We start from the raw sequence: 13468 nt of genomic DNA, 5'->3' as shown, positions 1-13468 counted from the left end.
ACGCAATTGATTCGCATTAGTCTTCGCGTTATGGGCGCGGAGAGGGAGGCGCTTCCATGCTGCAAGCCGCAAGCCAGCCGATCGACGACCAGATAGCTAATACAGAGTTGGCGATCGATTCGCCATCGGCGTCGATTGTGGCGCTGGTGCATCCCGTGCTGCCACCAGCGGAGCGCTATGGTGCCCGGTCGGGGCCGAATATTCCGGCCATTGCGGCAATTCTGCTCATCCATGCGCTGGCCATCGGTGCGCTGATCCAGGTCCGCAACCATGTACAGCGCATGGAGACGGCGAAGCTGACGGTGGTCAATCTGACCCCGCCCCCGCCCCCGCCCGCTGCGGAAGCGCCGCCACCCCCGCCGTCTAGACCGGAAGTGGTCGCGCCCCCGCCGATCGTGCAGACGCCGGCGCCGCCCATCCAGACGGTGCAGACGACGCCGGACCCCGTGCCGGTTCTGACGCCCGCGCCGGTCGCCGTCGTCATGCCCGGTCCGCCCGCGCCCGCCGCGCCCCCGGCGCCGCCCAGCATGGTGCAGGGCGGGGATCTCGGCGCGCAGATGATTGCGGGCAAGCCGCCGCGCTATCCGGTCGAAAGCCGCCGCAAGCATGAGCAAGGCACGGTGGTGCTGAGCCTGATCGTCGGCCTCGACGGCGCGGTCGAGAGCATCAGCGTGGCGCAGAGCAGCGGCTCCGCCCGGCTCGACAATGCGGCCCGCGATGCTGTGAAGGGGTGGCGCTGGAAGCCGATCCTGCGCAGCGGCCAGCCGGTGCGGGTCAAGGGCGTGGTCGAAATCCCCTTCATCCTGCGGACTGATGCCGCCTGAGGACATGTTTCTTCCATGCTGATTGCCATACCCGACCTGCTCGACGCCGATGGTGTCGCCGCCATCCGTGCCGTCATCGATGCCGCTGAATGGGTGGACGGCAATATCACTTCGGGGCACCAGTCTGCCCTCGCCAAGCGCAACCTGCAATTGCCCGAAGAAAGCGACGCGGCGAAGCGGGGCGGGCAGATGGTGCTGGATGCGCTGGGCCGTTCGCCCCTGTTCATTGCCGCCGCATTGCCGCTCAAAATCTTTCCTCCGTTGTTCAATAGCTATGCCGGCGGACAGGCGTTCGGGGTGCATGTCGACAATGCGGTGCGTATCCAGGCGGGGACGGGCTTTCGCGTGCGATCGGACCTGTCGATCACCGTCTTTCTGGAAGATCCCGCTGCCTATGAAGGCGGCGAACTGACGATCGAGACGAATTTCGGCGTGCAGCAGGTGAAGCTGCCGGCGGGCCATGCGGTGCTCTACCCCTCTTCCTCGCTGCATCGGGTCGAGCCGGTGACGGCGGGATGCCGGGTGGCGAGCTTCTTCTGGCTCCAGTCGATGGTCCGCGACGATGGCGCGCGGCAGATGCTGTTCGACCTCGACCGCAGCGTGCAGGGCGTCGCGGCGGCGCTAGGGCAGGGGCATGAAGAAGTGATCCGCCTGACCGGTGTCTATCACAATCTGCTGCGTCGCTGGGCCGAAGCCTGAAGGCATCGAGCCTCATTCGCACGGCGAACCCCATCGGATTGCACGCAGCGTGCGCCAGGGTCATGGTTTCGATCGCGGTCGAAGTTCACGATGTCGTCGACCTCTCCGAGGCATTTTCGCGGCAATTGCTCCTGCGAAGCGCCCGTGACGTACCACTGACGCATCCTCCGGGTCACGATGACGCGCCACCCGCGCGCCGGCAAGGTCACGCCTGTGGCGCGAGTGGAGGAGGGCGGCGCAGGTTCATCTGCAAGGATAGATCAGAGAAAATCCTACATTGGAAGGACAATGGCCGCCGGTCTGGAAGCGACCAATAGCGGACATCGCCCCACTCAGCTAATGTCCCCCGATGGCGACACTTCTGCATGAGTATTGGGTGAGCGACGACGGGGCTGAGTTCGCCGTCGTGAGAGAGCGTAATGACGAATTACGACCGGCAATCACGCCAAACGCACGATTTGTTTTCAGCGTTTTGGCGGGATCATGGCACCAAGCTATGCAGCTTCAATACGACAAGCTGGATTTCGGCATCTACGACCCTGATGGGATCGAGGACTACGTTTATTCCGACGAAGAGGCCGCCGAACAGAAGGTTTATCTCAAACGGCGGAACGTCCGATAACCACCCAAATCCGCCATTCCATCCCTCCTCTATGCCATTCGATTGACGCGGCGCAGCATCGCGGTCACTTACGGGGCAAAAGAGGCAGGGTAGATGCGAATCGTCATCATCGATGACAGCGGGTTGCGGGCGACGGTCCTGGAGGAAGGGCTGCGCGAGGCAGGCTATGACGATATTCATATCGTTCCGCCGCGCGGCGCCTTCGTCGCGCGGCTGGAGCGGATGGCGCCCGATGTGGTGCTGATGGACCTCGGCAGTCCCAGCCGCGACACGCTGGAAGAGATGCTGACCGTCAGTCGCGCGCTCGCCCGTCCGATCGCCATGTTCGTGGACCAGTCGGACGACAGCATGATCGGCGCGGCGATCGATGCGGGCGTGTCGGCCTATGTCGTCGACGGCCTGCGCAAGGAGCGGGTGAAGCCGGTGCTGGAACTGGCGGTGCGGCGCTTCAATGCCTTCGCCAAGATCCAGGGCGAGCTGGACGAGGCGCGCACGGCGCTGTCCGACCGCAAGATCATCGACCGCGCCAAATCGATCCTGATGAACCAGCGCAGCCTCAGCGAACAGGACGCCTATGCGCTGCTGCGGTCGAGCGCGATGAACCAGGGAAAGAAGATCGTGGATGTGGCGCAGGCGTTGATTACCGCCAGCGACCTGCTGGGAGGAGGGATATGACAATGAATCTGAAGATCGCCTTCCTGCCGCTGAACGACGCCGCCGTGCTGGTGGCCGCGCGGGAAAAGGGCTTTGCGGAAGAAGAGGGGCTGGCCCTCGATCTCGTCCGCACGACGAGCTGGGCGACGCTGCGCGACCGGCTGGTGTTCGGGCAGGTCCATGCCGCGCAGATGCTGGCGCCGCTCGCCGTGGCGGTGACGCTGGGGTTGAGCCAGCAGCCCGCCGCGCTGGCCGCGCCCTACAAGCTGGGCGTCAACGGCAATATGCTGGTGATGGCGACCGACTTCGCCAAGGCGCTGGAGCCGGACGTCGCCGCGCGGCTGGCCGATCCGCTGGGCACGGCGCATGATTTCGCCGCCGCGATCGGCCTGTGGCGGCGCAAGCCGGTGATCGGCGTGGTCCACCGCTTTTCGAGCCACTCGCTGATGCTGCGCTACTGGCTGGCGAGCGCGGGCGTCGATCCGGACAAGGATGTCGTGCTGCGCGTGCTGCCGCCGTCGCTGACGGTGGAGGCGATGCGCGCGGGCGAGATTGACGGATTCATCGCGGGCGAGCCATGGGGCAGCGCCGCGGTCGAGGAGGGGCTGGCCGAGACGGTTTCGATCGGCGAGCGCATCTGGCGGCGCGGGGTGGAGAAGGTGCTGGCCTTCCGCGAAGCATGGATGGAAGAAAATCCCGAGACGGTCGACCGGCTGTTGCGCGCGCTGGCGCGGGCGGCGGCCTGGTGCGACGATCCGGCCAATCATGTGGCGCTGTCCGACCTGCTCGCCGATCCGCGCTATGTCGACCAGCCGGCGGAACTGATCGGGCGGGCGCTGTCTGGCCAGATCGTCGCGCGGGCCGGAGAGGCGGCGATCGCCAATCCCGACTTCATGCTGTTCAGCCGCGAAGCGACGCCTTTTCCGTGGCGCAGCCAGGCGCTGTGGATCTATTCGCAACTCGTCCGCTGGAACATGGTCGACCATGATGTCGCAACCGCAGCAAAGGCGGGGGCGGTGTTCCGGCCCGACATATTCCGCCGCGCGCTGGCCGACAGCGACGTCGCCATGCCGGGCGCCAGCATGAAGGTGGAGGGCGCGGTCGACCTGCCGATGGCGGTGGGATCGCGCCGAGGCGAACTGACGCTGGGGCCGGATCGCTTCTTCGACGGGCGCGTCTTCGATCCCGAGCGGATCGAGGAGTTTCTTGCAGGTTTTGCGTCGCCGCGTTGAAATGGCGTCGAATTTTGTGCCTTGCAACATGAAGCATTCTGCCTGATGATATAGGAGTCGCGCATCGAAGCGCGTTGATCAGGATGCGCCGTCCCAAGGGTGGGATCGCCGTCCTCACCATATTTCGCAGCAAAGCCGCTGACCGGATTTACCGACTTGGTAACATCCGGGCTGCGGCTTTTTTCGTGTCCATTTCCGTTTATTGGGGGACGTAGCATGGCAACCACATTTTGGGATCGCGAAGGACAGGACGCCGCGCCAGCCGCCGCGACCAGCTTCTGGAAGGCCGGCCACACGCCGACCTTGATCGCCGCCTTTCTCTATTTCGACCTCGCCTTCATGGTGTGGGTGCTGCTCGGGCCGCTGGCGCCCATGATTTCCAAGACGCTGATGCTGACCCCGGCCGAGAAGGGCCTGATGGTCGCCACGCCGACGCTGGCCGGTGCGCTGCTGCGCGTCGTCAACGGCCTGCTGGTGGATCGGATCGGGCCGAAATTGTCGGGCGCGATCAGCCAGTTGATCGTTATCGCCGGATTGTTCACCGCCTGGATGACGGGCATCGACAGCTTCGCCGGCACGCTGGCGCTGGGCGTGATCCTGGGCTTTGCCGGGGCAAGCTTCGCGATCGCGCTGCCGCTGGCGAGCCGCTGGTATCCGCCCGAGCATCAGGGCAAGGCGATGGGCCTTGCTGGCATGGGCAATTCGGGCACGGTGCTCGCTTCGCTCTTCGCCCCCGTGCTGGCCAAGATGTTCGGCTGGAACGCGGTGCTGGGCCTTGCCTGCATTCCGCTGGCGATCGTCTTCGTCCTGTACATGGTCATGGCCAAGGATGCGCCCAACGCACCCGCACCCAAGAAGATCGTCGATTACTTCCAGCCGCTCAAGCAGGCCGACGCCTGGTGGCTGATGGCCTTCTACGCCGTGACCTTCGGCGGGTTCGTGGGCTTGGCCGCCAGCCTGCCCATCTATTTCACCGACCAGTTCGGCCTGACCCCGATCGTCGCGGGTTATTGCACCGCGGGCTGCGTTTTCGCCGGGTCGCTGGTGCGGCCGATGGGTGGCGCGCTGGCCGACCGGATCGGTGGCGTCAAGGCGCTGATGATGGTCTATGTCGTCGCCGCGCTGGCGCTGACGGGCGTGTCGCAGGCGACCGGGCTGGTGAGCGCGCTCGGCTTCTTCGTGCTGGCGATGCTGGCGCTGGGCACCGGCAACGGGTCGGTCTTCCAGCTGGTGCCGCAGCGTTTCCAGGCGGAAATCGGCATCATGACCGGCCTGGTCGGCATGGCGGGCGGTATCGGCGGCTTCTACCTCGCCAGCTCGCTGGGCCTTGCCAAGCAGCTGACCGGCAGCTTCGCCCCCGGCTTCCTGATCTTCGCCGGGCTGGCGATGGCCGCTTTCCTCGGCGTTGCGCTGGTCAAGGCCAAGTGGCGCGCAAGCTGGAAGACCGGCGCGCGCATCTGATTTGGAGAGGGAGGGCGGCGGCCGGCTGAAGCATCGCACCAGCGATGCGACACAGAAACGGACCGCCGCCCCATTCCGGTCGCATCACATCTCGTCCGAGGGGGGACGATTTCCCATGAAATATCTTTTCGCATCGGCGGCCGCTCTGGCCGTCGCAGGGCCAGCTTGCGCCCAGCAGATCAGCCTCAAGCCTGTAGCCGAAGCGCGGTTGCGCTATGAACAGGCGGAGCAGGACGGTCTGGCCGAAGAAAAATCCCACGCGCTGACCGTCCGCGCCCGCGCCGGCGTCACCGCCAGCAGCGGCGCGCTGTCCGCTACCGTCGTGGGGCAGGGGACGCTGGCGATCGTCGACGATTATTATGACGGCGTGAACGGTGCGGCCACCCGGCCGATCGTCGCCGACCCGGAAAATATCGCGCTCTATATCGCCCAGCTGCAATATCACACCAAGGCGCTGACGCTGGCGGGCGGACGGCAGAAGATTGCGCTGGATGACGAGCGGTTCGTCGGCAATGTCGCCTTCCGCGACAACGCCCAGACCTTCGACGCGGTGCGTGCCGAACTGACCCCGGCCAAGGGGCTGAAGCTGGATGTCGCCTATGCCTGGAGCGTGCGCACCATCTGGGGCTTTCAGGGTAAGGGCGTGCGGCAACAGGCGGTGAGCGGGGACAATATCCTCGCCAACCTGTCCTATACCACGCCGGTCGGCACGCTGACCGGCTTTGCCTATCTGGTCGATCAGGATGAGGTCGCGGTGCAGGCCTTTCGCCAGTCTAGCCAGACCTATGGCGCACGGCTGGCGGGCGTGCAGCCTTTGTCGAAGGCGGTAAAGATCGGCTATCAGCTGAGCTACGCGCGCCAGTCCGATTATCATCGCAATCCCAACAACTATAGCGCCGATTACTGGCTGGCCGATGCGACGCTCGACGTGAAGGGATGGAAGCTCAATGCCGGCTATGAAGTGCTGGGCGCAAGCAATGGCCTGCCTTTCACCAGCTTCCAGACGCCGCTCGGCACCAATTTCAAGTTTCAGGGCTGGGCCGACAAATTCCTGACCACGCCCGCCAACGGCATTCGCGACCTCTATGTCGGCGGCGGCTATGGCTGGAAGCAGATGGGGCCATTGAGTGGCGTGTCGCTTCAGGCGGTCTGGCATCGCTTCGACAGCGACCGGCTGGACCAGCATTATGGCGACGAATGGAACCTCATCGCATCCGCGAAGGTGAAGAAGACCGCCCTGTCGGTGCGCTACGCCAGATATGAGGCGAAGGCGATGGCCACCGATACGCAGAAATTGTGGGTGCAGGCGGACTGGTCCATCTGATTGAAAATCCATGAGAGGAATCGCTTGAGTGATCGGGCGATTCCCCATATGCTGCACTGCAAGGGACAAGGATGTCCCGCTTCACACAGGCTGCGGCGGTTCAGGGTAGAACCGGCAAGGCGCGATATGATGGCAAAGCCGCCATCCTGACTTTCGGTTCTCACCGGGGGTCAGGATGGCGGCTTTTTTGTTTTCTGGAGTTACGGGGATGGAATTTCAGGACGGACTGGCACCGGCGGTCGATAGCGAGGATATCATCCTCGTCCCCGCCGACGATGTGCGCGAGCATCTGGTCGTGGTGGGCAACGGCATGGCCGGTTGCCGCGCGGTCGAGGAGTTGTTGGCACGCGACGCGGGGCGCTATCGCGTCACCATCTTCGGCGCCGAGCCTTATGTGAACTATAACCGCATCATGCTCTCGCCTGTGCTGGCGGGCGAAAAGACGTTCGAGCAGATCGTCATCAACGACCGTGCCTGGTATGACGATAATGGCATCGAACTGATCGCGGGCGATCCCGTGACGGCGATCGACCGGGACGCCAAGCGCGTCACGGCGCAGAGCGGACGCAGCGTCCATTATGACAAGCTGCTGATCGCCACCGGTTCCGATCCGTTCATCATCCCGGTGCCGGGCAAGGATCTGCCCGGCGTCATCAGCTTCCGCGACATGAAGGATGTCGACACCATGCTGGAGGCCGCCGATAAGGGCGGTGCGGCTGTGGTGATCGGTGGCGGCCTGCTAGGCCTTGAAGCGGCGCATGGCCTGACCCTGCGCGGCATGAAGGTGACGGTCATTCACCTCATGGACACGCTGATGGAGCGGCAGCTCGACGAAGCGGCGGGCTGGCTGCTCAAGAGTGCGCTGGAAGGGCGCGGCCAGACCATCCTGACCGGCGCCAACACCGAAGCGATCTTCGGCGACGGCAAGGTCGAGGGTGTCAGACTGAAAGACGGCACCGAAATCCCGGCGAGCCTTGTCGTGATGGCGGTGGGCATCCGCCCCTCGACCGCGCTGGCGCGCGAAGCCGGGCTGGAGGTCAATCGCGGCATCAAGGTCAACGACCATATGGTGACGAGCGACCCCGACGTTCTTGCGGTCGGCGAATGCGTCGAGCATGACGGCAATGTCTACGGCCTCGTCGCGCCGCTCTGGGACATGTGCCGCAGCCTGGCCGACGGCCTGACCGATCAACACACGGGTTACAAGGGGTCCGTCACCTCGACCAAGCTCAAGGTCGCGGGACTGGACGTCTTCTCGGCGGGCGACTTCTCGGGCGGCGAGGGCTGCGAGGATATCGTGCTGCGCGACGCCTCGCGCGGCGTCTACAAGCGGGTCATCGTCAAGGACGACCGGATCGTCGGCGCGGTGCTCTATGGCGATACCGTCGATGGCGGCTGGTATTTCGACATGCTGAAGCGGGAAGAAGATGTCGGCGAAATCCGCGACCTGCTAATCTTCGGTCAGGCCTTCGCCTCGGGAGGAGGCGCGCTGGACCCTAAGGCGGCCGTTGCGGCGCTCTCGGACGATGCCGAGATCTGCGGCTGCAACGGCGTCAGCAAGGGTCAGGTCGTGTCCTGCATCGAAGCAGGCAATTGCAGCCTCGACGCCGTCCGCGCCACCTGCAAGGCGTCGGCAAGCTGCGGCAGCTGCACCGGTCTGGTCGAAAATCTGCTGGCGGTGGTCTTGGGCGATGATGTCGCTTCGGGGCCGAAGACGATGTGCAAATGCACCAGCTTCACCCATGACGACGTCCGTCGTGAGATTGTGGCGCAGAATATGCGCTCGATCCCCGAGGTGATGCAGTTGCTGCACTGGTCGACGCCGGACGGCTGCTCCTCCTGCCGTCCTGCGCTCAACTATTATCTGCTCTGCGCGCTGCCGGGCGAATATCAGGACGACCAGCAGAGCCGCTTCGTCAATGAGCGGATGCACGCCAATATCCAGAAGGACGGCACTTACTCGGTCGTCCCGCGCATGTGGGGTGGCCTCACCAACCCGCGGGAACTGCGCGCGATCGCCGATGTGGTCGAGAAATATGACGCGCCGATGGTGAAGGTCACTGGCGGCCAGCGGCTCGACATTTTCGGCATCAAGAAGGAAGATTTGCCCGCCGTCTGGGCCGACCTCAATGCCGCGGGCATGGTGTCGGGCCATGCCTATGGCAAGTCGCTGCGCACGGTGAAGACCTGCGTGGGGTCCGAATGGTGCCGCTTCGGCACTCAGGATTCGACCGGCCTTGGCGTCAAGATCGAGCGGATGACCTGGGGATCGTGGATGCCCCACAAGTTCAAGATCGCGGTGTCGGGCTGTCCCCGCAACTGCGCGGAGGCGACGATCAAGGATTTCGGCGTGGTCTGCGTGGACTCGGGCTATGAACTGCATGTCGGCGGCAATGGCGGCATCCATGTCCGCGCCACCGATCTGCTGTGCAAGGTCGCGACCGAGCAGGAGGCGATGGATTATTGCGCCGCCTTCACCCAGCTCTACCGCGAGGAAGCGCGCTATCTGGAGCGCACCGCGCCCTGGATCGAGCGCGTCGGCGTCGACTATGTGAAGCAGCGGATCGTGGAAGACGAGGCAGGCCGCGAGGCGCTGCGCGCCCGTTTCCTCTATTCGCAGAGCTTCAGCCAGGACGACCCATGGGCTGAGCGTGCCGCCGGCCAGCATGCCGAACTGCACCAGCCGCTCGCCCCTATTGCCATCGCTGCGGAGTAACCCCCCATGACCGATTGGATCGACATCGGAACGCTGGCCGACATTCCCCAGCGCGGCGCCCGCACGGTACAGATTGGCGGCGAGAAGGAAATCGCGGTGTTCCGCACCGGCGACGACCATGTCTTCGCGCTGGTCAATGAATGCCCGCACAAGAAAGGCCCGCTGAGCCAGGGCATCGTCCATGGCCACAGCGTCGCCTGTCCGCTGCACAATTGGAACATCGCCCTGAAGACGGGCGAGGCGCAGGGCGCGGACGAAGGCTGCACGCCGACCATCGCGGTCAGGCAGGAGGGCGGTCGCATCCTGATCGCCCGCCCGACGGCGCTGAAGGCGGCCGCCTGACACGGCAACAGAGCTTACGGTCCCCGCTCTTGCCGGTGGGGACCGGGGTGGAAGGGATAAGCTGGGCATCCCTTGCGGCCTATGCCTCCACCCACTTTCTTCACTTCGGACCAAGAGGTAAGGCATGAACGAGGCCATCCGCACCACCTGCGCCTATTGCGGTGTCGGCTGCGGCATTTCGGCCACGCCGACCGGGCCGCGCTCGGTCGTCATCAAGGGCGACGAGGCGCATTCGGCCAATGGCGGGCGCCTCTGCTCCAAGGGCACGCATCTGGGCGAGACGGTCGGGCTGACCGGCCGCCTGCTGCACCCGATGATCGGCAGCAAGCGCGCCAGCTGGGACAAGTCGCTCGATCTGGTGGCGAAGCGGTTCAGGGAGGCCGTCGACCGCTACGGTCCCGACAGCGTCGCCTTCTATGTCTCGGGCCAGTTGCTGACCGAGGATTATTATGTCGCCAACAAGCTGATGAAGGGTTTCATCGGCACGGCGAACATCGACACCAACAGCCGCCTCTGCATGTCGAGCGCGGTCGCCGGCCATAACCGGGCGTTCGGCGAGGATGTGGTGCCCGCCAGCTATGGCGATCTGGAGCAGGCCGACCTGATCGTCCTCGTCGGCTCCAACACCGCCTGGTGCCACCCGATCGTCTATCAGCGCATTCAGGCCGCCCGAGCCGAACGCGGTACGAAGCTGGTCGTGATCGACCCGCGCCGCACCGAAACCTGCGAGGGCGCGGACCTACATCTGCCGGTCAAGCCGGGCACCGACGTCGCGCTGATGAACGGGCTGCTGGCGTGGTGTGATGCGCAGGGCATCTCCGACCCGGCCTTCGTTGCCGATCATGTAAACGCGCCCGAAGGCTTCTGGGAGCATATCCGCACCGGCCACGATCTCTGGACGACCGCGAAGACCTGCGACATCGCGCCCGCTTTGCTGGAGCAGTTCTACACGCTGTTCGCAGCCACGCCGCGCACCGTCACGATGTTCAGCCAGGGCATCAACCAGTCGATCCGCGGCACCGATCAGGTCAATGCGATCATCAATGTCCACCTCGCCACCGGCCGCATCGGCAAGCCGGGCGCTGCGCCCTTCTCAATCACCGGCCAGCCCAACGCGATGGGCGGGCGCGAAGTCGGTGGCCTCGCCTCGACGCTGACCGCGCACATGGACTTCGCCCCGGAGAATGTCGCGCGCGTCGGCCGCTTCTGGGCCGCGCCGCGCATGGCGACCAAGCCGGGCCTGAAGGCCGTCGACCTCTTCCGCGCCATCAACGAAGGCCGGATCAAGGCGCTCTGGGTGATGGCGACCAACCCCGCCGTCTCGTTGCCCGACGCGAACCGGGTGCGCGAGGCGCTGGAGGCGGTCCCCTTCCTCGTCGTGTCGGACATCATGGCCGACACCGACAGCAGCGTCCATGCCGATGTCCGCCTGCCCGCCGCCGGATGGGGCGAGAAGGACGGCACCGTCACCAATTCGGACCGCACCGTCAGCCGCCAGCGCCCCTTCCTTGCCCTGCCCGGCGAGGCCAGGCCCGACTGGTGGATCGTCACCCAGATCGCCCGCCGCATGGGCTGGCGCAACGCCTTCGCCTATGACCGGCCCGCCGACATCTGGCGCGAACATGCGCGCCTGACCGCCTATCAGAATGACGGGCAGCGGCTGCTCAACCTGCGCAGCTACGCCACCATCGGCAATGACGCTTATGAGGCGATGGAGAGTTTCCGCTGGGGCGGCGCGCCCTTCGCCGATGGCCGTTTCCCGACGCCCGACGGCAAGGCGCGGCTGGTGCTGACGAAGCAGATGGATGTGCAGGGGCCGCTGCGCGACTGGCCGATGACGCTCAACACCGGCCGCTATCGGGACCAGTGGCACACGATGACCCGCACCGGTCTCGCGCCCAAGCTGGCCCGGCATCGCGAGGAGCCTCTGGTGGAAATCCACCCGCAGGACGCCGCGGAACTGGGCATTGCCGATCACGATCTGGCGCGGGTGCAGACAGCGCAGGGCAACAGCATCTTCCGCGTCGCCTATAGCGATGGCCAGCGGCGCGGCGAGATCTTCACCCCGATCCACTGGACCGACCAGATATCGAGCGGCGGGCGCACCGGCCTGCTGCCGCGCCCATTGGTCGATCCCCATTCGGGCCAGCCCGGCTTCAAATCGACCCCCGCCAGCGTCGAGCGGGTCGCGACCGAGTGGAAGGGCTTCCTGATCCTGCGCGGGCAGGAGCCGGTAAAGCTTCCTTGCCTCTGGGCGACGAAGGTGGCGGTGCCGGGCGGCGCGCTCTACGAAATGGCCGGCAATGGCGATGCCGCGCGGCTGGAAGCCTGCCTGCCCAAAGGCGAGCGGGTCGAGGCGGTCGACCAGACGCGCGGCAGCCGCCGGGTCGCCATCATCCGCGACGGAAAGCTGGCGGGCGTGCTGTTCGTGACCCGCACCGGCCTGTTGCCTTCGCGCGACTGGCTGATCGGACAGTTGGAAGCCGAAGGCGTGGGCGCGACCGTACTCGCCGCGCGCGGGCCGGGCAGCCAGCCGGACAAGGGCGCGACCATCTGCGTCTGCTTCGACATCGGCCTCAACCAGATCGTCGCCGCCATCCGCGACCAGCAACTGGTCGACGTGCCCGCTGTCGGCAAGGCGCTGGGCGCCGGCACCAATTGTGGATCGTGCCGTCCCGCCATCGCGAACATTCTCGCTCAAACCACGCAGGAGACACTCCATGCAGCCGAATGACCTGCCAAAGGACTTGATCGCGCCCGGTGAAGTCTGGCTGGTCGGCGCAGGGCCGGGCGACCCGGACCTGCTGACCCGCAAGGCGGAAAAGCTGATCGCGGCGGCGGAGATCGTCTTTTACGACGCGCTCGTCGGGCCGGGCGTGCTCGACCTGATCCCTGCCGGTGTCGAGCGGGTCAGCGTCGGCAAGCGGTCTGGCCGCCATTCGAAGGCGCAGGAGAGCATCAACGATCTGCTGCTCGCCGCAGCGAAAGCGGGCAGGCGCGTCGTGCGCCTTAAGGGCGGCGACCCCTCGGTCTTCGGCCGTTCGGCGGAGGAAATGGAGCATCTGGCGAGCGACGGCGTCCGCTTCCGCATCTGCCCCGGCATCACCACGGCCAGCGCGGCGGCGGCGAGCGGCAGCGCCTCGCTCACCCTGCGCGGCGTGGCGCGCGGACTGACCCTGGTGACGGCGCATCTCAAGGCCGGCGAACCGCTGAAGCTCGACTGGGAAGCGTTGGCCCGGCCCGGCGGCACGCTCGGCATCTATATGGGCCGTGCGGCGGCGGGGGAGATCAGCCGCAATCTGATCGCCGCCGGGCGCGACGCCGAAACGCCGGTGATGGTGGCGGTCAACGTCTCGTTGCCCAATGAACGGCTGATCCGCGGCAAGCTGTCCGCGCTCGCCTTTCTGGTGGCGACGATCAGCGACGAAGACCCGACCCTGCTGCTGATCGGCGAGGCGGTGGCGGGCACGCACTGCCCGGCGGAGATCGCGGCGGGAGAGGTGATCGCGTTTTAACTGACCCCGTTCGTTTCGGGCGTGTCGAGAAACGGGAAGCGTAGTTCCATCCGCATCTCGACTTCGCTCGAAGCGAACG

The 13468-nt window shown here is 65.7% G+C and carries 11 protein-coding genes; all 11 read left to right on the top strand.

Annotation, left to right across the window (positions count from 1 at the left end):
• Positions 1–56 precede the first annotated feature (56 nt).
• On the top strand, positions 57–824 hold the full coding sequence (locus tag DM806_RS07105) for an energy transducer TonB (RefSeq protein ID WP_179042524.1): 768 nt from the start codon (positions 57–59) through the stop codon (positions 822–824).
• A 15-nt stretch (positions 825–839) separates the two neighbouring features.
• A complete protein-coding gene (locus tag DM806_RS07100; protein WP_179042523.1) occupies positions 840–1523 on the top strand; it encodes a Fe2+-dependent dioxygenase in 684 nt (227 codons plus the stop codon).
• Positions 1524–1899: 376 nt separating this feature from the next.
• Positions 1900–2145, top strand: coding sequence for a hypothetical protein (locus DM806_RS07095; RefSeq protein ID WP_179042522.1), 246 nt, complete (start codon positions 1900–1902; stop codon positions 2143–2145).
• A 93-nt stretch (positions 2146–2238) separates the two neighbouring features.
• Positions 2239–2820 (top strand): ANTAR domain-containing response regulator, encoded by a 582-nt coding sequence (locus tag DM806_RS07090; RefSeq protein WP_179042521.1) that lies wholly within the window; start codon positions 2239–2241, stop codon positions 2818–2820.
• Entirely contained in the window at positions 2817–4031 is a 1215-nt protein-coding gene (locus DM806_RS07085; RefSeq protein WP_179042520.1) for an ABC transporter substrate-binding protein, read from the top strand. The genes DM806_RS07090 and DM806_RS07085 overlap by 4 nt, the downstream gene beginning before the upstream one ends.
• Before the next feature lie 216 nt (positions 4032–4247).
• Positions 4248–5492, top strand: coding sequence for a nitrate/nitrite transporter (locus tag DM806_RS07080; RefSeq protein ID WP_179042519.1), 1245 nt, complete (start codon positions 4248–4250; stop codon positions 5490–5492).
• A 115-nt stretch (positions 5493–5607) separates the two neighbouring features.
• Positions 5608–6816 (top strand): hypothetical protein, encoded by a 1209-nt coding sequence (locus tag DM806_RS07075; protein ID WP_179042518.1) that lies wholly within the window; start codon positions 5608–5610, stop codon positions 6814–6816.
• A gap of 208 nt (positions 6817–7024) precedes the next feature.
• On the top strand, positions 7025–9532 hold the full coding sequence (gene nirB / locus DM806_RS07070; protein ID WP_179042517.1) for a nitrite reductase large subunit NirB: 2508 nt from the start codon (positions 7025–7027) through the stop codon (positions 9530–9532).
• 6 nt (positions 9533–9538) lie between these two features.
• Positions 9539–9874: a nitrite reductase small subunit NirD gene (nirD, locus tag DM806_RS07065; protein ID WP_179042516.1), complete on the top strand. Its 336-nt coding sequence runs from the start codon at positions 9539–9541 to the stop codon at positions 9872–9874.
• Positions 9875–9998: 124 nt separating this feature from the next.
• Complete coding sequence (locus DM806_RS07060) at positions 9999–12608, top strand: nitrate reductase (RefSeq protein ID WP_179042515.1); 2610 nt, start codon at positions 9999–10001, stop codon at positions 12606–12608.
• The gene (gene cobA / locus DM806_RS07055; protein ID WP_179042514.1) at positions 12595–13389 is read left to right on the top strand and encodes a uroporphyrinogen-III C-methyltransferase; all 795 of its coding nucleotides are present in this window, start codon (positions 12595–12597) and stop codon (positions 13387–13389) included. Before DM806_RS07060 ends, cobA begins: the two co-directional genes overlap by 14 nt.
• Positions 13390–13468 lie beyond the last annotated feature (79 nt).

The sequence above is a fragment of the Sphingobium lactosutens genome, assembly GCF_013393185.1.
Classification (GTDB): Bacteria; Pseudomonadota; Alphaproteobacteria; order Sphingomonadales; family Sphingomonadaceae; genus Sphingobium; species Sphingobium lactosutens_A.
Note: the sequence above shows the minus strand (reverse complement) of the source record. Positions and strands in the feature narration are given on the sequence as shown.